At 57.7% G+C, this 18,701-nt stretch carries 16 protein-coding genes; 8 read left to right on the top strand and 8 right to left on the bottom strand.

The features are described 5' to 3' along the window. Positions 1-81: 81 nt before the first annotated feature. Positions 82-1,266 (bottom strand): hypothetical protein, encoded by a 1,185-nt coding sequence (locus HPC62_RS11960; RefSeq protein ID WP_172355941.1) that lies wholly within the window; start codon positions 1,264-1,266, stop codon positions 82-84. 586 nt (positions 1,267-1,852) lie between these two features. Between HPC62_RS11960 and HPC62_RS11955 the strand changes: the two genes are divergently transcribed. The 3 genes from HPC62_RS11955 to HPC62_RS11945 all read left to right on the top strand — a co-directional run bounded on the left by HPC62_RS11955 (position 1,853) and on the right by HPC62_RS11945 (position 4,177). Beyond that, on the top strand, positions 1,853-3,283 hold the full coding sequence (locus HPC62_RS11955; protein WP_172355939.1) for a form I ribulose bisphosphate carboxylase large subunit: 1,431 nt from the start codon (positions 1,853-1,855) through the stop codon (positions 3,281-3,283). 139 nt (positions 3,284-3,422) lie between these two features. Continuing rightward, complete coding sequence (gene rcbX / locus HPC62_RS11950; protein ID WP_172355937.1) at positions 3,423-3,812, top strand: RuBisCO chaperone RbcX; 390 nt, start codon at positions 3,423-3,425, stop codon at positions 3,810-3,812. A gap of 8 nt (positions 3,813-3,820) precedes the next feature. Further along, positions 3,821-4,177, top strand: coding sequence for a ribulose bisphosphate carboxylase small subunit (locus HPC62_RS11945; protein WP_172355935.1), 357 nt, complete (start codon positions 3,821-3,823; stop codon positions 4,175-4,177). 138 nt (positions 4,178-4,315) lie between these two features. On the opposite strand, the gene HPC62_RS11940 is transcribed toward HPC62_RS11945, so the two are convergent. The 3 genes from HPC62_RS11940 to cruF form a co-directional block, all read right to left on the bottom strand. Next, positions 4,316-5,101, bottom strand: a complete 786-nt coding sequence (locus HPC62_RS11940; RefSeq protein ID WP_172355933.1) for a ZIP family metal transporter — start codon at positions 5,099-5,101, stop codon at positions 4,316-4,318. A 133-nt stretch (positions 5,102-5,234) separates the two neighbouring features. Then, positions 5,235-6,455: a 2'-O-glycosyltransferase CruG gene (gene cruG, locus HPC62_RS11935; protein ID WP_225910541.1), complete on the bottom strand. Its 1,221-nt coding sequence runs from the start codon at positions 6,453-6,455 to the stop codon at positions 5,235-5,237. Next, positions 6,452-7,366 (bottom strand): gamma-carotene 1'-hydroxylase CruF, encoded by a 915-nt coding sequence (gene cruF / locus HPC62_RS11930; protein WP_172355931.1) that lies wholly within the window; start codon positions 7,364-7,366, stop codon positions 6,452-6,454. Before cruF ends, cruG begins: the two co-directional genes overlap by 4 nt. A gap of 424 nt (positions 7,367-7,790) precedes the next feature. Between cruF and HPC62_RS11925 the strand changes: the two genes are divergently transcribed. Next, complete coding sequence (locus tag HPC62_RS11925; RefSeq protein ID WP_172355929.1) at positions 7,791-8,972, top strand: F420-0:Gamma-glutamyl ligase; 1,182 nt, start codon at positions 7,791-7,793, stop codon at positions 8,970-8,972. Positions 8,973-9,003: 31 nt separating this feature from the next. Here the strand turns inward: HPC62_RS11925 and HPC62_RS23120 are convergent, their stop codons facing one another. Both HPC62_RS23120 and HPC62_RS11915 read right to left on the bottom strand, forming a co-directional pair. Then, the gene (locus HPC62_RS23120; RefSeq protein WP_205369582.1) at positions 9,004-9,933 is read right to left on the bottom strand and encodes a M15 family metallopeptidase; all 930 of its coding nucleotides are present in this window, start codon (positions 9,931-9,933) and stop codon (positions 9,004-9,006) included. Between the two features lie 41 nt (positions 9,934-9,974). Further along, the gene (locus tag HPC62_RS11915) at positions 9,975-11,783 is read right to left on the bottom strand and encodes a polysaccharide deacetylase family protein (RefSeq protein WP_225910540.1); all 1,809 of its coding nucleotides are present in this window, start codon (positions 11,781-11,783) and stop codon (positions 9,975-9,977) included. 488 nt (positions 11,784-12,271) lie between these two features. Here HPC62_RS11915 and rfbC point away from each other — a divergent pair, with 488 nt between their 5' ends. From rfbC to rfbB, 4 genes are all read left to right on the top strand, one after another. After that, positions 12,272-12,817: a dTDP-4-dehydrorhamnose 3,5-epimerase gene (gene rfbC / locus HPC62_RS11910; RefSeq protein WP_172355924.1), complete on the top strand. Its 546-nt coding sequence runs from the start codon at positions 12,272-12,274 to the stop codon at positions 12,815-12,817. Continuing rightward, a complete protein-coding gene (gene rfbD / locus HPC62_RS11905; protein ID WP_172355922.1) occupies positions 12,814-13,743 on the top strand; it encodes a dTDP-4-dehydrorhamnose reductase in 930 nt (309 codons plus the stop codon). Before rfbC ends, rfbD begins: the two co-directional genes overlap by 4 nt. 103 nt (positions 13,744-13,846) lie before the next feature. After that, positions 13,847-14,920 carry a glucose-1-phosphate thymidylyltransferase gene (locus tag HPC62_RS11900; protein WP_172355920.1) on the top strand — a complete coding sequence of 358 codons (1,074 nt, stop codon included), beginning with the start codon at positions 13,847-13,849 and terminating at the stop codon, positions 14,918-14,920. Between the two features lie 116 nt (positions 14,921-15,036). Next, on the top strand, positions 15,037-16,134 hold the full coding sequence (gene rfbB, locus HPC62_RS11895) for a dTDP-glucose 4,6-dehydratase (protein ID WP_172355918.1): 1,098 nt from the start codon (positions 15,037-15,039) through the stop codon (positions 16,132-16,134). Positions 16,135-16,272: 138 nt separating this feature from the next. Here rfbB and rsgA read toward each other — a convergent pair whose 3' ends face one another. Next, positions 16,273-17,361 carry a ribosome small subunit-dependent GTPase A gene (rsgA, locus tag HPC62_RS11890; RefSeq protein WP_172358914.1) on the bottom strand — a complete coding sequence of 363 codons (1,089 nt, stop codon included), beginning with the start codon at positions 17,359-17,361 and terminating at the stop codon, positions 16,273-16,275. Positions 17,362-18,139: 778 nt separating this feature from the next. After that, positions 18,140-18,469 (bottom strand): BON domain-containing protein, encoded by a 330-nt coding sequence (locus tag HPC62_RS11885; RefSeq protein ID WP_172355915.1) that lies wholly within the window; start codon positions 18,467-18,469, stop codon positions 18,140-18,142. Positions 18,470-18,701 lie beyond the last annotated feature (232 nt).

The following is an 18,701-nucleotide window of genomic DNA, read 5'->3' as shown; positions in this document are numbered from 1 at the left end:
AAGAGAGAAGAACAAAGAGGTTCTGTTTTTCGTTTTTCGTTTTTCGTTTTTCGTTCTTCGTTCTTCGTTCTTTCCGCCCCATCACTCTCCCACCACTGTCACCTCCACCAGCGTATTGTCACTGGGACGCGCAATCCCGCTATCCAGCGCCGGACGAAACTGCAAGCCCGTCTGTGCTAAGCACTGCACCAGTTCCGTGTAAGCATAGTTTGTGGGCGCGGGCTGCTGCACCTCCGCACGAGACACACGCCCGTCTGCCTCAACCGCTAGTCGCAGCGTCACGGGAGCGCCAAAGCCCACTACACTGTCCGGAAAAAGTGGGCAAGAGTTGGGCTGAGTCGGGTCGGCGAGGACGCTGATGCGGCTGGTCAGCAGTTCGGCATTGTCTTCGGGGATGTCAGCAGTGTCCTGAGGCGAGAGGTACCGCACCGCGGCCACGCTCAGCGTCAGGCTGGTGGGCGTGGGCTGGCGACCGATCACCACTTCGCCTAGGTCGTCTCCCGTGCCAGAGTCTGGGCCGCTGGCAGGCGTGTCGATGCTTGGTGCGCCGCTGCCTGGGGCAGGATTCGCAGCCACATCTCCGGGGTTATTAACCGGGTTGCCGCCCCCTATCGGAGTTTGTCCCGGTGTGGGGAAGGGTGGCTCAGTGGACTCGCTAGGCGATCCCGCGTCAGGAAAAGGACGTGGAGGGGGCAACGGCTCTCGCCCCAAAACTGGCGGCGGCTCTGGCGGAACGAACGGCGACGGCTGCACTGGGGCGGGCGACGGCGGCTGGGGCGGTGGTGTGGGGGTTGGGATGGGCGCTGGCGTTGGGATGGGCGTTGGAGGTGACACCACGGGAGGTGGCGCGATCGGGCTAGGCGGTGGTGTTTCCACGGGCACAGGGGCAAGCACCGCAGGCGGGATGGCAGCGGGCGCAGGCGGTGGGGCTACCGGAAGAGGGGGCGGCGCTGGCGTTGCAGCAGGGGGCGGGGCAGACACTTCAGCCGGGGCTGGGGCGACAGGGCTGGCAGGCACGGTTGCGGGATCAGGAGTGGTATCTGGGGCGATCGCCCCCACATCGATCAGTTCAATTGGAGTCGCCGCGCCTCCCCCTCTAGACCGCTCAACGGCAGTCTTCAGCGAGGGCAGCACCGCCAACAGCAGCAGAATATGCAGCACCACCGACCCCGAACACACCCGCGACCACAGCCCAGACGGATCTCGATGCCGCCGCTGCACGGGCACTGGAAACGGGGAAAAATTGCTGGCGGGGGAATGCGTCATGGGGAATGCAGGGGGCTTGCATCATCTAGGAAGTGCAGGAGGGCGATCGCAAAATGCTTCAGCCGAATCATTTAACCGCCCAGCATTGTCAAGCTGGAGCTTCAGGACGAAAAAGCGGGAAGCAATATCCCACCCGATCATAACGAGTTGTAACGAAATAGACGGCTTGTCGTCTCAGATGTCCTCATCCGGTTTTGGCCTGCCTCGTTTGTACACTGCGAAGCTAGAGCGGGCCAGGGATTCACGATTACTTTCTGCTTCCAAAAATCTTAAAAAATAGTTAAGAACCTTTAGAAATATAAATGCAGGTTATTGAGAGGCCAAGAAGTTTCAACTTTTAGCTTATTGAATCGGTTTCATTCCCTGATATATTTTGTCTTGAACCCGTGATCAGGGCAGTTTGCAGGTCGCTCAACGTCAAGTCTGTTCAACCCTTTGCCCTGAACATAAAGACTTTGTTAATGCCAGTCCGCTGCGTCTGAGAGTACGCGCTGAGAGTGCAGCTAGCGGTATGTCGCCTGTGTAAGGTTTTACACGGGCAGGGTTTTGTACGCTCTGAAAACAGTGATTCACAGGAAGGGAAACGATGTCTTATTCGCAAACCAAGACCCAGGCAAAAGCTGGGTACCAGGCTGGGGTTAAGGACTACCGCCTGACGTATTACACCCCCGACTACACGCCCAAAGACACGGACATTCTGGCCGCCTTCCGGGTCACCCCTCAGCCCGGTGTGCCGCCCGAAGAAGCGGGCGCAGCCGTTGCGGCTGAGTCCTCCACCGGTACCTGGACAACGGTGTGGACCGATCTGCTGACTGACCTCGATCGTTACAAGGGTCGTTGCTACGACATTGAACCTGTCCGCGGTGAAGACAACCAGTTCATTGCCTACATCGCCTATCCGCTGGATCTGTTTGAAGAAGGCTCTGTCACCAACATGCTTACCTCTATTGTGGGTAACGTATTCGGTTTCAAAGCCCTGAAGGCCCTGCGTCTGGAAGATTTGCGAATTCCCGTAGCCTACCTGAAAACCTTCCAGGGCCCACCCCACGGCATTCAGGTCGAGCGCGACAAGATCAACAAGTATGGTCGTCCCCTGCTGGGCTGCACCATCAAGCCCAAACTCGGTCTATCGGCGAAGAACTACGGTCGTGCGGTGTACGAATGTCTGCGCGGGGGTCTAGACTTCACCAAGGATGACGAAAACATCAACTCCCAGCCCTTCCAGCGCTGGCGCGATCGCTTTACCTTCGTGGCTGAAGCCATCCACAAAGCTCAGGCTGAAACGGGCGAAATTAAGGGTCACTATCTGAACGTGACCGCTGCTACCTGCGAAGAAATGCTCAAGCGGGCTGAGTATGCCAAAGAACTCAACATGCCCATCATCATGCATGACTTCTTGACCGCAGGCTTCACCGCCAACACCACCCTGTCCAAGTGGTGCCGCGACAACGGCGTTCTGTTGCACATTCACCGCGCCATGCACGCTGTGATCGACCGTCAGAAGAACCACGGGATGCACTTCCGCGTGTTGGCGAAGTGCTTGCGGATGTCTGGCGGCGACCACATCCATACCGGAACCGTGGTGGGCAAGCTAGAGGGCGACAAAGCTGTTACCCTTGGCTTTGTGGATCTGCTCCGCGAAAACTACGTTGAGCGCGACCCTTCCAAGGGCATCTACTTCACCCAAGACTGGGCTTCTATGCCTGGCGTGATGGCAGTTGCTTCCGGTGGTATCCACGTTTGGCATATGCCCGCGCTGGTGGAAATCTTCGGCGACGACGCAGTGCTTCAGTTTGGTGGTGGTACGCTGGGTCACCCCTGGGGCAACGCACCTGGTGCAACGGCAAACCGCGTCGCCCTGGAAGCCTGCTTGCAAGCTCGGAACGAAGGCCGCGACCTGATGCGCGAAGGTGGCGACATTATTCGCGAAGCCTGCCGCTGGTCGCCTGAGCTGGCTACCGCTTGCGAACTGTGGAAGGAAATCAAGTTCGAGTTTGAGGCGGTGGATACCGTCTGATGAGAAGGGCTGGCAGATGAGGAATAGGGAATGAATTGATGCTTGGTTTACGCTCTCAGTCATGAATTGAGGGTATAAGTATTAGCACTCATTCTTTATTCCTCAGAGTTCAACCTTTCACCCCTTTGGGGTCAACTGCATGGATCTCAAACAGATCGCCAAAGAGACGAGCAAGACGCTGATCAGCTACCTGACGTTTCAGGCAATGCGGACGGTGATGGCTCAGCTTAGTGAAACTGATCCGCCCCGCGCCCTCCGGCTGCATGAATTTTCTCGCCGCGAACGAATCGAAAACAGCGAGTCCTACCTCCGGGCTTTGTTCAAAGAGGATCAGGCCCTTGCCTTTCGGATCTTGACTGTGCGAGAACATATTGCTGAGGAGATTGCCGAATTTCTGCCAGAGATGCTCCGTACAGGCATTCAGCAGGCGAATACGGAGCGACGCTGTGAGCAGCTTGAGCGGATGACGCAGCTTGACCCCGGTGCTACCAGTACGCATCCAGAACAAGATTCAACGTCTGAAGAATAGAGGAATCCATGAAGACTTTACCGAAAGAGCGCCGGTACGAAACCTTTTCCTATCTGCCTCCATTGACCGACGCACAAATCGCCCGTCAAATCCAGTACACCCTCGATCAGGGCTATTTCCCGTGCATTGAGTTCAACGAAGACTCTGCGGCTGAGATGCACTATTGGACGATGTGGAAGCTGCCACTGTTCAACGCGACTTCTCCGCAGGAAGTGCTGAATGAGGTGCAGCAGTGCCGCTCAGAGTTCCCGAACTGCTACATTCGCGTGGTAGCGTTTGACAACATTAAGCAGTGCCAGGTGATGAGCTTCATCGTTCACAAGCCCGGTAGCAACAACAGCTATGGCGGTGGCTATCGCTACTAGTGCTTGGTTGGCTAATGCCCGGTTGATTGGTAGCTAGAGTTGCAAATTAGTTGCAAATTAGTAGGGAGGTGTTGCGTGGTTAGTCCATGCAGCACCTTCGCTTTTGTGGAGCGGCATCGCCCCACTATCGAACGCTCCTCATCCTACCGTCACATCCAGCACCATCATCAGCACAAAGCCCACTATTACGCCGACCGTTGCGGCTTTTTCATAACCCAGACGGTGCGATTCGGGAATGATTTCATCGCTGATGACAAACAGCATCGCGCCCGCCGCAAAGCCCATCGCCAGCGGCAGGATTGCTGAAAACAGAGAAACCGCCATCGCCCCCAAGATGCCACCCACCAGTTCCACTAGGCCTGTGAGCAGGCTGACGAATAGCGCTCTGGGCTTGGAGTAATTTTCAGACAGCAGCGAAATAGCAACCACCAGCCCTTCTGGAATGTTTTGCAGGGCGATGCCCAGCGCTAGCGCAATGCCGTTGGAAATATCGTCGCCGCCAAAGCCTACGCCGACTGCCAGACCTTCAGGAAAATTGTGAATGGCGATCGCCATCACAAATAGCCACACCCGCTTCAGGTTCATGGCGCTGCTGCCCTCACGCCCCTTGAAAAAGTGTTCGTGGGGGAAATAGCGATGGCTCAGCCAGAGGAAGAGTCCGCCTAGCCCGATGCCCAGCGACACAATCAGCGCAGCGTAGGCGTTGCTACCCGCCCGCTCCATTGCTGCCTCTAGTCCTGGAATCACCAGAGAAAATGCCGTTGCCGCTAGCATTACGCCCGCCCCAAAGCCCAGCATGATGCCCTGGGTGTTCTTGCTAATTTTTTCAAATAGGAAAATGGGCAGTGCGCCTAGACCTGTCGCAAGGCCCGCAATGCCGCTGCCAAGGATGCCAAGGGTAATGGTGTCGAGGGAATTGAGCATGGGAAAGAGCGGTAGAGATAGAGGAAGGCAATGGGGCGATCGCCGCTGGTTATTTCAGGATCTCCGCGTCATTCCAGCACTTTAACCTTTGATTCCTCAAACCTTTGATCGTTCAAACCTTTACTCATACCGTCTACTCATACCGTCGGCCGCGCCATTGCGTGGGCTTGCGGCTGGCAGAGCGGAGGATGCGGAGGGCAGCTAGCGGATCAGCGAGGGGAGAGAGCCAGAAAGCGAGAGGAAAGCGGCTGCCGGGGCGATCGTAGGCAGAGCGGATGCCGAAGTGGGTGCCGAGGCGCAGCAGGAGCAAACAGAGGTTGAGTGCTAGCAGGGCGAGGAGGGTTGGCGAGGCAGCAGTAGGACGGACTGCCAGAATCGTTAGCACAGCCGGAACCAGTAGCCAGGGTAGCGCCTGCACCGCAAGCAAAAACGCTACGTCGCTCCAGGTTTGCGCGGGGGTGCTGGCATCTTTGAGATCGAGCGATCGCCCCCATTCGCGCCAGGTTTCACCCATGCCCTCGTACATGCGGACTTTCAGCAGGCTGGAACCGTCGAGAAAGCCGACCTTTGCGCCGCGCCGGGCCGCCTCGCGTACCAGCGTCACATCATCGCAAAAGGACTGGCGGGCACAGGTGTAGCCGTTGAGGGAGTCTAAGAGCGATCGCCGAATCAGGCAACACTGACCATTCGCCATCGTGCGCTCAGGCGCGTCGGCCGGACTCCCCGCCGCCCCAAACCGATAGATCAGCGTCATCAGCAGCGCAGGCTGTAGCCACCATTCCCCTGGCTGCTTCAAGATAAATCGCGGCGCAAGGGTAATCAGGTCATACCGCTCTGCCTGAGCCGCCTGGAGCAATGCTGGAATCAGCCCCGGCTGCGGCTGTGTGTCGGCATCGATGCCGAGAAGCCACTCGCTGTGGGGGCTACTGTGCAAATAGCCGGTGTGAAGTGCCCAAGGACGACCGACCCAGCCCGCAGGCAGCGGATCGTCATACACTACGCGAAATCGCGGATCGCGCTGGGCAACGGCTTTCACCAGATCCACCGTGTCGTCCTGGGAATGGCTATCGACCACAATCACTTCCCGCAGTTCATAGCCCTGGCGAGTCAGCCCATTCAAACAGGGCTGGAGCCGATGCGCTTCATTCAGCGTGGGAATCACGACGCTGACGCTGCCCAGCATAGCTGGCGTTGCGCTTCGGGGATGCAGGGGCGCAGTGCGACGGGCGGCGCTGAGCAAGCGGGTCAGCAGGATTGCCGTGGCAGGAAGTTGGGTGAGTAAGAGGAGGAGGCCGATCGCCCCAAGCCAGCCAGTGAGATCAGCTTGCAACGGTGCCAGGTTTAGATCGCTCAATTGGCACTCACTCCGACGCGGACTGAAGGCTTTATGGATGCTTCGGCGGCTGCCGATTTTTCACTCAGCAGGTAGCTCTGCCGCCAGCACAGCACCGCCGGAATCACGCCCAGCAAAATGCCTAGCAGCACCGGAATCCAGAACCCAAAAGCGAGGCTCATCACCATTGCAAAGGCGAAGTTGCCCAGATAAACCGTCAGCGGAAAGTTCAGTTGGATTGCTTGAGGCTTGGCGACGTTTCGCCCCCAAAGTAGTACCGCAACCGTCATAAACACCGCCCCCGTGCCTAGCCAGCCGACGAAGTTCTGATACGGCATTCCAAAAAACGCACCGGGCTGGTGCCAATACCAGAACGGCATCGCGGTTTGGCTCATGGCGGGGTCTAGCACAAAATCCCAGGAAGTGAGCAGCAGCGCACCCAAAAACACCGCCGCCGCTCCCCGCGCAATGGTCAGAAACCCAGACGTAGGCTTGTCTGTCTCCAGCCCTGCCCGCGCCAGCAGGTAGGACGACAGCCCCAGGTAATACCAGGACAGCGGAATCGTGAAGGGAACCAGACCGTTAATTTTGTAGCCTAAGCCGCTGAGATAGCTGTAGTGTCCAAAGGGAAAGCCCGTGCTGGTGCCCAGCAGTTCGCTGGTGAGGGACAGCCCCACAGAGCAGACCAGGAACGTGAGCCACGCCCGCAGACCGAGCGTGCGATAGGCATAAATCGAAACGGCGATCGCCCCCAGCAGGATATACACCACGCCGCCGCCCGCCATACTCCAGCGAAACAGCGTTTGACCAGCGGGCACATGGGTCAAAAATTCGGGATGGGGCATGACCAGCAGCAGACCCGCCAGCCCAAACGCCATCGCCACCAAATGCCCAATCAAACACGCCCGCTCAATTCCAACCAATCTCTGCATAGTTGCTCCGTGTAGGCTTGCGCTCAGTCTAGTAGGCTTAACGTATTGCTTGAGCTAATGAATCGACCATCAACTGAGCCGATAGAATACGCAAGAATCCGCCGTCTACCAAATCCTAGAATCCAAGCAGCGTAGGTGGATTGCAGCGCTGGAGAATTCTGGAGGGAATAGGGGGCGCAGGAAACCTGATACTTACGATTCTGCGACTATGACTTTGAAGATTTAGGGACAGTTGATAGCAATAACAGCTTTTATAAAAACTAAAAAATTAGGAATTCCGAGTGCATCCTAACGCAGAATAATAAGGTTTGTAAATTTATCTCTGACCTAAGACGATTGCTTCAAGGAGCCGGGGTTGTCCAGTCTTCTGGTGTAGTCTTCTGGTGTAATAGTCTGAAGAGTCTGAAGGGCGATAGTTGGGAGCATGACGGACGTGGGAATCATCACAACGGGATTGGGGATTGCAGCAGGGCTGGTGGGACTGGGGGCGATCGCCTGGGAAGCACAGTTTCGTCGTCGTCCAGGCAATGCACTGTTACTCACTCCCGGCGAGTGGAACCTGGATGTCTACGAGCCGGATCGCTACGTGCTGGTGGGCGATGTGGAGTTTCGCAACCTGACCGAGCGGCTAGAAATTATGGTGCCCCACGTAGAAGCTGAGGTGACGCTGCTTTCCAAAGACTCCCTCGACGGCATCACGCACCGCATCTGGGTCACGCCGAAACACGCCGACGCGCCCGCCCGCGCCGATGGCTACTGGTTTGGCTATATCGTCAAAGTTGGCAAGACGACCCATGCCGAAGTAACGCTGGAGATCAAAGGCCCCGACCTCAGCAGCCTGCAAGCCGCCTGGGTGCGGATTCACTACATCACCTACGGCCCCCAGGGACGCATTCCCAAGGTGCGTCATGTAATGGTGCCGCTGAAGTTTCCCAGCAGCGAAGACTCGCACCGCTGGCGACCCACCGCCGCTGCCGACGTACTGCCCATTCGCACCCACCTGCTAACACATTTGGATGATCCCGTAACGGTGGTGAAGCGCTACGTCATGCCCCACGCCCAGCCCGGCGACGTAGTGACCATTGGCGAAACGCCCGTTGCCATTATGCAAGACCGCTTTCATCATCCCTCGGAAATCAAACCCGGCTGGCTGGCCAAGCGCCTGTGCTACTACTTTTTGCCCACCTCCAGCCTGGCCACGGCCTGCGGAATGCAAACGCTGGTGAATATCGTCGGGCCGTGGCGCGTGGCGGGGGCGTTTCTGCTGGGGGCGATCGCCAAAAAGTTCCTCAAAAAACCGGGCTTGTTTTACCAGCTTGCGGGCGAACAGGCGCGACTGATCGACGACGTGACGGGCACACTGCCGCCCTACGACCAGTTCATCGTGCTGGGGCCCGAAAATCCGCAGCAGGTGGTTGACCAGATCAAGCGCGAAACCGGGCTGGCGGCGGCAATCGTCGATGTGAACGACCTGAAAGCCGTGAAAGTGCTGGCCGCCACCGCCGGACTCACCGACGAGTTCCTAACCCAGGCGCTAATCAGCAACCCCGCTGGAAACGCCGATGAGCAAACCCCCGTCGTCCTCATCCGCCCCGTGAAAAGCTGATTTACCCCACTCCAAAATCCAAAATCAACCTCTAACCAACGCTCCTGACCTCAGACTTGGCGGGTTCAAACAGCCGCCGCGCCTCCGGAGTGCCGACGTAGCGCCAGTGCCAGGGTTCGTACTGCACGCCCTGGGGATTATTTTCAGGAAAGGATAGCTCAAAGCCGAACTCGGCCGCGCGGCGCGTGAGCCACGCATAGGCCGCCGTTTTGCCAAAGGCCTGGCTGATGTCCATCGCCCGCGCCAGCCCGTCCGACAGGTCAATGGCATAGCCTGTGTGGTGTTCGCTGTGGCCAGGGGGAGCCACCGCCCGTGCTGCTGCTTCTGCTGAGCCGTACTGATGGGTTTTCATGCGAAACAGGCGAGTTTGCCGCTCATAGTCCCGAAACCCCGACACGGGCACAATCCACACGCCCTCCAGCCGGGCCGCGTCGATCATCTGTAGCAGTGCTAGCCCCGCGTCGGTGTGCAACTGCTCAAACCGCTGGGCCACGTCCTGAGAATAGCTAGCGACGACCATCAGATCGGCTGGGTCGGCTTCGGCAAAGGCGAAGTGTCCGTAGCGGGGCAGCGGCCGGGGGGCCCGACCTTCGTCACGGTCTTCGGTCAGATCTCCGGCAGGATTCGCTGAAGTGGAGAGGGCGATCGCCCCTGGGTTCTCCCGTTGCCCCACGGTCTGGCCAGCCTGGATCTCTAGCCAGGGTAGACGACCCACGCGCAGCAGCGGATTCCAGACTGAGGGGTTCCCCAGCGAATGTAGGCCCAATGCCCCCAGCAAAACCCCCAGCCCCAGCAGCAGCGGCAGCCAGAACCGCCCAACCCATCGCTTCAACGCATGGGGCGATCGCCCGTTGGTTAACGCACTGCGCCAGCCCAGGGATCGCGGGCGCACCCAGACCGTCGGCTTGGGCGGCTTGGGCGATTCAGTCGGCTGTGAAGAGGAGGTCGCAGGTTGAGTCATGACAAATTCCAGGAATCATCGGGACAGGAATTGTAGGGGACTTATCGAGGAACCGAATCCAGCGGCGCACTGCCCGGCACAAACGCGGTAAGGGCATCCAGGCAGCGATCGCGCCCATTGCAGCCAGACTCGGCCCTGGCCACAGGAAGTTCGCTACAGCCCTGCGCCATCTCGCTTTCGACGGGCGGAAACAGCGCAACGGCGTGGGGCACGGGGCGGGGCGTATAGTCCACCAGCAGCTCATCTGCGTGGGCCAGCGACGCGCTTGCGCCCGAATCTAGCATCACCACCTCCCGCAGCCCTGCCCGACTCAGCAGCTCGCCCAGGGCCACCGAATCGACCCGCTCCTTGGACACGCCCACCACGGGCTGTCCTGCCTGGTCGATGCCCCAAAACGCCCGGTGGCGGGGCACGTCGAAGCCAAACAAATCCCGGAAGGAGGCGGGCGATCGCCCCTTTCCATCCTTCACCAGCCACGCCCCGGCCACAAAGGCATCCGTCACGTCGGGCATCAGCTTGCGAATGCCTGCCAGCGTGTTGTGCTGCTGCGGATTGAAAGGGACAAACTTCACGCCAGCAGGCCCAACCAGCACCAGCGGCCGGCCGCCGATTTTGGAAATATCCCAGGCACTCCCCGGCACAAACTGCCCTGTGTTCTGGCTATAGACCGGGCCAATCATGACGTTGGAATCGAGATACTTCATCGAAAAGAAGCCACCATCTACCGCCGCAACAGCGGGCGTGTTGGCGATAATTTCAGACACTTGATAGCGGCTGTCGGCGTGGAGCGTTACCGGGCGGCCGCCAGAAAACAGCACCAGCCGCACGCCGTCTAGCTCTAGCTGGCGCTTGCGAACTGGAGCCGTGAAGTTGAAGGCGCTGCCCGGAGGTGGCAAGGGTGCGCCGCCGTCGGCCTGGGCGATCGCCATCGACAGTTTTGACTGGCCCAGGCGGTCGATGCTCAGCAAATCCTCCGATTCGTTAGCAAACCGATCGACTTGGTTGCTCATGGTCAGCGCCGAGCGATAGCCCGCCTGCCGCACGGCTGCCTTTACCCGCTCGTCATAGTTGCCTTCGGGATAGACAAAGTGCTTTACCGAAACGCCCAGCTTTTCTTCCAATATGCGCTTGGATTCCGTCACTTCCCAGCGCAGTTCAGGGTCGTCCAAATCAGCCAGGTTTTTGGGATGGGTGATGCTGTGGGAGGCGATCGCCACCAGCGGGTCGGCCGCCATCTCCCGCAGTTGGGCCCAGGTCAGCCCCGGTCGCCCATAGTTGCGCTCCACCTTGCCCGTGTAGATCGCAAACACGCCGGGATAGCCATACTGCTTCAGCAGCGGGTAAACGTGTTCGTAATGCCCCAAATAGCCATCGTCAAAGCTCAGCAGCACAGGCTTCGGTGGCAGCGGTGCGCCCGTGGCCAGGTGCGCCACCAGTTGATCCAGATGAATCGGGGTCAGTCCGCTGTCCCGAATGGCTTGCAGGTGCGCTTCAAACTCCGCCGGGGTGACATCAAAAAACACCTCTTTGCGAGGCAGCACGTCGTGATACATCAGCACAGGCACACGCCCCAGCCGCGCCTGTGGGTGAATCTGTGGAAACGGAGCCGCCAGCGGCAGTGCCCTCAGCATATCGCTCACGCTGGAGAACAACGGCGCTGAATGCCCCCCAGCGTTGCTCGCCAAAGGCCCCGCTACCTCAGCTTCCTGGGCAACGGGCCGATTCACCGGGCACTCGGTTCCAAACCGCCTTACCTTAGCTTCCACGGCCCTATCTGACGGCTCCGCAGCGCTGCCTACGCCCAGCCCACCCAGCGACAGGCTGCCTGCCAGCGGTAGGGCGATTCGCAAAGCAATCCCTACAGGAAGCGCCCGTCTAATCCATCGCTGCATCACTCCTCGAACCCCGGCCAGGGAGTGCTCCCTCAGCCCAACGAACCCGCCCCGTCTGCGAGACCGCGCCATAGAGATTCAGTCATAGAAATACATCTGCCGCTACATGTAACGGATTGCGAAGCCGATCCCAGGTGCGCTAGCCGACATCTACCAAAGCTTCACCCGTTGCTAATTTTTTCTTAATCTTTTTCCGAACCCTGCTGACCGCGCCTTTTCCCGTACCTTTACTGAATCTAGATTGCATTCGTTAACAATCGAAGCTCAGCGGGCACTCTAGGTCTGTGCTGGGGCTGCGCTAAGGCTGCGCTGGCGTAATTCGCACATGACTCCGCGACATGAATAGGGATACATAAATTAAGGATGGCGGGGTGCGGGGTGCGGGCAAGTGGATTGCGAGCGATCGCGCTGAGTGAATGCAACTGAGTGAAATGCGAGAGGCTTGAATGAACGTCGTTCCGACTGAAATTCCCGACGTGCTGATCCTGGAACCCAAGGTGTTTGGGGACAGTCGCGGCTTTTTTTTTGAGAGCTACAACGAGCAGGTTTTTCAAGACAAAACTGGGCTAAGGCTTCGGTTTGTGCAGGATAACTATTCCCGCTCTGCTAAAAACGTGCTGCGGGGAATGCATTATCAAATTCAGCAAACCCAGGGAAAGCTAGTGCGCGTTACCGTGGGCACGATCTTCGATGTGGCGCTCGATTTGCGAAAATCATCGCGCACCTTTGGCATGTGGGTGAGTTGCGAACTGAGCGCTGAAAACAAGCGGCAGCTTTGGGTTCCGCCGGGATTTGCCCACGGGTTTGTGGTAGTGTCAGATTTTGCGGAAGTGCTGTATAAAACGACGGACTATTACGCGCCGCAGCACGAGCGCAGCATTTTGTGGAATGACCCCGATCTGGCGATCGCCTGGCCGCTGGAGGGCGAACCGATTCTCTCTGCCAAAGACCAAGCGGGCACGCCGTTCTGCGAGGCGGAGGTGTTTGCATGAGCCGGATTTTGCTCACGGGCGCAACTGGGCAGGTGGGGCAAGAACTGGTGCGATCGCTCGCGCCCATTGGTGACGTGATTGCGTGCGATCGCGCTCGCTTGAACCTTGCCGCGCCGGACACGCTCAAGCAAACGATCTACGAACTCCAGCCGGACGTAATTGTGAACGCGGCTGCCTACACTGCGGTAGATAAAGCAGAACAGGAACCGGAACTGGCAAATACCATTAACGGCATAGCTCCAAAAATCCTGGCGGAATGCTGCAAGGAAACAGGTGCATCCCTCATTCATATTTCCACAGATTACGTATTTGACGGTACGAAGAATACGCCCTATCTTGAAATCGACACGCCCAATCCCATCGGCGCGTATGCAAAATCGAAGCATTTGGGAGAGGTGGGAATTCAGGACGTGCTGGGCGATCGCCTCAATCAGTACATGATTTTGCGAACGTCCTGGGTTTATGGCGTGTATGGCGCTGGAAACTTTGTGAAAACCATGCTGCGCGTGGGCAGCAGCCGCGAAGAACTGCGCGTGGTGACGGATCAGGTCGGCAGCCCCACTTGGGCCGCAGACTTGGCAGGTGCGATCGCAGGCTTCACCGTCCGCGCCCTCAATGCCTCCACCACTCCGCCCGCAGCCCCCATCGGCGGCATCTACCACGTTACGAATACGGGCGTGATTAGCTGGTACGACTTTGCAGTTGCCATTTTTGAAGAAGCCGAAGCCCTGGGCTATCCGCTCACCGTGCAGCGCGTCGTCCCCATCACCACCGACGAATATCCCCTGCCCGCGCCCCGCCCTGCCTATTCCGTGCTGTCGGGCAAAAAGACCGCTGCCCTGCTCGGAGACTCTCTCCCCTACTGGCGGCAAAGCCTGCGGCGAATGCTGGCTGACCTGCAAGCCGCTGTGCCCGGTCATTCCTAGAACCCTCCGTCCCTACCCAATCGTCCTCTAAAATCCAAGTCCAAAATCCAAAATCAAAAATCCAAAATCGCGACCGTTCTCATCCCCAACCTCTGGTGACCCCATGAAAGCCATCGTTCTCTCTGGCGGAAAAGGCACGCGCCTGCGTCCCCTGACCTACACTGGCGCAAAGCAACTGGTTCCCGTGGCAAACAAGCCGATTCTCTGGTACGGACTGGAGGCGATCGCCGCCTGCGGCATCACGGAAATCGGCATCATTATCAGCCCCGAAACGGGCGACGAGGTGAAAGCAAAAACGGGCGACGGCAGCCAGTTTGGTGCCCAGATTACCTACATCCTGCAAGACCAGCCTGCGGGTCTGGCCCATGCGGTCAAAATCGCCCAGCCATTTTTGGGCGACGCGCCGTTTGTCATGTACCTGGGCGACAACCTGGTAGAAGGCTGTCTGGACGGACTGGTGGATCAGTTTAAGACCAACACGCTGGACGCGCTGACGCTGCTGTGCGAAGTGCCAAATCCCACTGCCTTTGGCGTGGCCGAGGTGGATAAAACCGGGCGCATCCTGCGTTTGGTAGAAAAGCCCAAAGTGCCTCCGTCTAATCTGGCGCTGGTGGGGGTTTACCTGTTTTCGCCCAAGATTCACGAGGCGATCGCCCAGATCCAGCCCTCAGCCCGTGGTGAGTTGGAAATTACCGATGCTATCCAAAAGCTCATCGATTTGAATCACAAAGTCGAAGCCTTTAAGCTCCGGGGCTGGTGGCTCGACACTGGGAAAAAAGACGACCTGCTAGAAGCCAATCGGCTGATTCTGGACAACTACTTGCAGTCCAGCATTCGCGGCGATGTGGATGAGCGCAGTCAAATTTCTGGTCGTGTGGAAATCGGCGAAGGGGCCAAGATTGTGAACTCTACCATTCGCGGCCCTGTGTCCATTGGCAGGCATTGCCACATCGAAAACTGTTTCATCGGGCCCTACAGCAGCATTGCCGATGGCGTGACGCTGGTTGAGACCGATCTGGAACACAGTGTTGTCCTGCAACAGGCAAAAATCGTGGGCATTCACCAGCGCATTGTGGATAGCGTCATTGGTCAGCGGGCGAACCTGCGCGTTGCGCCCCAGCGGCCCAAAGCCCTGCGGTTTATGATTGGCGACGATTGCCAGATCGACCTGGCGTAGGGAATCGCGTAGTTTCCTCTTGAGGGAAGGGATTCATCCCATCTCACCTCTGCTTACCTTAGGCATCCCAAAGCATCCCAAGAACTCCCCAACCTAATTCATCTCTTACCCCTCCTATGACCTCCACCCTCCGCACCCCCCGCCGCATCTTAATCACTGGCGGCGCTGGCTTTATCGCGTCAAACTTGGTCTATCACTGGGCTGAGCAGTATCCGGGCGATCGCCTCGTTGTGTTGGACGCACTCACCTACGCAGGCAACCGCAAAACGCTGGAACCCCTGGAGGCAAATCCCAACTTCCGGTTTGTGCAGGGGAATATTTGCGATCGCCCGCTGATTGACGCGCTGCTGCGGGAAGAGGCGATCGACATGGTGGCCCATCTGGCGGCAGAATCCCACGTCGATCGCTCGATTCTCGGCCCGGCTGCGTTTGTGCAAACCAACGTCGTCGGAACGTTCACGCTGCTGGAAGCGTTTCGGCAGTATTGGGATGGTATGGGACAGCCCGACCACTTCCGATTTCTTCATGTTTCCACCGACGAGGTGTATGGCAGCCTGAACCCCGAAGACCCCGCCTTTAGCGAAACCACACCCTACGCGCCCAACAGCCCCTATTCCGCCTCCAAAGCAGGCAGCGACCACCTAGCGCGGGCCTACTTCCACACTTACGGGATGCCAACGCTGATTACCAATTGCTCCAACAACTACGGCCCGTTCCACTTCCCCGAAAAGCTGATTCCGCTGATGTGCATCAATATCCTGATGGGGCGACCGCTGCCCGTCTATGGCGATGGGCAAAACGTCCGCGACTGGCTGTATGTGGGCGACCACTGCCGGGGGCTGGATACGGTGATTCATCAGGCTAAACCAGGCGAAACCTACAACATCGGCGGCAACAATGAGGTAAAGAATATCGACTTGGTTCACAAACTCTGTGACCTGATGGCGGAACTGGCCCCTAGCCTGCCCGCCGAACCCCGTTCGCTGATTACCTTTGTGAAAGACCGTCCGGGGCACGACCGCCGCTATGCCATCAACGCCACCAAAATCAGAACCGAACTGGGCTGGGAGCCTGCCGAAACGCTGGAAACCGGCCTCCGCAAGACGGTGCAGTGGTACCTGGACAACGCCGCTTGGTGGCAACCGCTGCTCTCGGCTGAATATCAGGATTATTACCAAAAGGTATACGCAGCAAGGCTCGTGCAGGCGGGCTAGGATGGACTGGACTGGCAGCAAAGAAACAAGATGAGATAAGGCACATGTGGGGTTTGCCGTAGCGTCGTAGTAGCGGTGCGGGTTCACCCTGAGTAAGTAACTCCCGCACTGCCACACGGTGCTTTTCACATTCAAGGACTATTGTCTCAGCTTGGGATGGTTTCGCAGTTGTTTGTGAATTTGCTTCCAGCGTTGTTTTTCGGCGAGTTGGGCTTGCTGATCTTGTCGCCGTTCCAGATAAGCTAGCTCGCCTTGTAGCTTTTGGTAGCTGGCAAGCCGTTTGGGGTCAAGCGTTCCGCTGGCGATCGCCCCTTGCACTGCACAGCCCGGTTCCTGCTCATGCCGACAGTCGCGAAAGCGGCACTGAGTCGCCAGCGCTTCAACATCCTCAAAGGTTTGGCTGAGGCTGTCTTCGGTGGCCCAGGGCTGCAATTCACGCATTCCTGGCGTATCCAGCAAGAGCGCGCCAGAGGACAACAGACAGAGCGATCGCCCGGTGGTGGTGTGTCGTCCCCGGCTGTCGTCGGCGCGCACGGCTTGCGTGGCCTGGGCAGCGTGGGCTAGCAAACTATTGGTCAGTGTAGATTTGCCCACGCCAGAGGAGCCAAGCAGCGCCACGGTGTATCCCGGTTGCAAGTAAGAAACGAGCGCATCGATGCCCTCGCCATGCAGAGCGCTGATGGCCACGATCGGCACACCAAACGCCACCTCTTCTAGCTCAGCAAGGCGATCGCCCAGGTTGGGACACAGATCTGCTTTATTTAGCACAATCACAGGCCGTGCGCCGCTATCCCACGCCAACATCAGGTAGCGCTCCACCCGCCGCAGGTTAAAGTCGTGGTCTAGCCCAGTCATGAGAAACACGGTGTCTACGTTCGCCGCGATCACCTGTTCCTCAGTTTTGCTGCCAGCAGCCTTCCGCACAAACTCGCTCTGGCGAGGCAGCACGGCGTGGATGATCGCGTGACGGTCTGATGAGGAAGCGATGCCGTCTGGCGAGGCGAACGCCAGCGCCACCCAATCGCCTACTGCCGGAAAGCTGCGCGGACTCGTTGCCAGATGGCGAAATTTGCCGGAGACTTCACCCGAGTATTCTCCTGTTTCGCAATAAACTTGATAGCGGCCGCGATGCTCTTGAACCACGCGAGCAGGCACATAACCCGCTGCTCGATACGGCGAAAAGTGGGGCACAAAGCGATCGCTCCAGCCCAAGGCTGGAAGTGTCAATTGAGTTGTCATTGGATTTCTCTGTGATTCTGAGATTCTGAACGTTGAAGTGATGGTTCAAACCATCAGAGGTGAAACATCAGAGGCTCACAGAGGACAAGTCCAATCGTTTGAAAATCCAATCGTTTGGAGTTTGGGTTCCTCTAGAGCCTGTATGAAAGCTGTGTAGCGAGGTTCCATACTGACTCAGACATACCTGGCATCCTCCAAACAAAATTTTCTATACAGCTCAGGCTAAGCCTCAATACCAATGTAACACGATGTACTACGAGCCGACAACACAGAGCTGTCGTCCAGGATTTCAGCAGATTGTATTCAAGCAAATCAACTCCAAAAAGTTAAGGATGCGCCACAAGATACACAGCACATCCTTGCTTCCACTTACTTCATGTCACTTCACATTAGCTCTCTTGCATGAATGCTTTATCCGAGAGCGTGAATCGTTGAGCAGCGGTGCCGCCCAACGATTCACGTAAAAGGTCTATGCTTACTGCTTACTTCAACGGTCTTCAGCGGCACTCCGCCCGGAGCTGACACAGCTTAAACTTGCACCTCAAGACAGAGGCTCAAACAACCTCTCAAGAAAACGGAGCAGGACTCTGGATGGAAAAGCCACCTCAAACCCTACCCCGACCCGGATATTGCGCTCTCGAAAGGAACGTCTGACTAAGATATAGCAAGGTCTCCGGGTCGGAATTGTGTTGTGAGTCACGATCTGAGGGCGATCGCAGCTCGTGCCGTGCTAATGCAGTGCTAATGCAGTCAGCAGACCGCCTGCCTAGCCAACTTTGACCTGGCTGGTGTCCACGTCCGTTGCTCCATTCACGCCGCGAGCGATGGACACCGCACGGCTCAAGTAATCCTGGTTGGGCACTTCACCCTTCAGCACCACCTTGCTGCCCAACTGCGCTACCCACAGGCGCTCCAGATCGTCCAGTTGAGGATCTTCGTCGAAGGCCAGCGCCACACGCTTTGCCAGACCGCTCTCATCAAACGCGCCATCCAGACCAACCTTTTCAGGGGGAATGCCCGCCTGAGCCGGTGCAGGAGCAACAGAAGCGTTTGCAGGCTTTTTGCTGCCGGGGAATAGTCTACTTAGCCAACCCATAGTCTAGGCCTCTCAAAAATTTCAAAAGAGTTCAATTTCAAGTGAATTTACGGTTTCTGGGAATACCCCAGGTAGATTATGAAGTGAGTCCCCTGCTTTTGGGAGGGAAGCAAGGTTAATTTAATAATCCGTGCCAGTGTCCATCAGGCTTTGCAATCTGAAGGGGGGTTCTTCAGTGTTCAAACAAGCTTGCTGAAACTGGAGAGTTTCTGATATGCACGATTGATTTTGA

This window comes from Thermoleptolyngbya sichuanensis A183, assembly GCF_013177315.1.
GTDB lineage: Bacteria > Cyanobacteriota > Cyanobacteriia > Elainellales > Elainellaceae > Thermoleptolyngbya > Thermoleptolyngbya sichuanensis.
The sequence above is the reverse complement of the archived record's forward strand: the minus strand, read 5'-3'. Positions and strand labels throughout refer to the sequence as shown.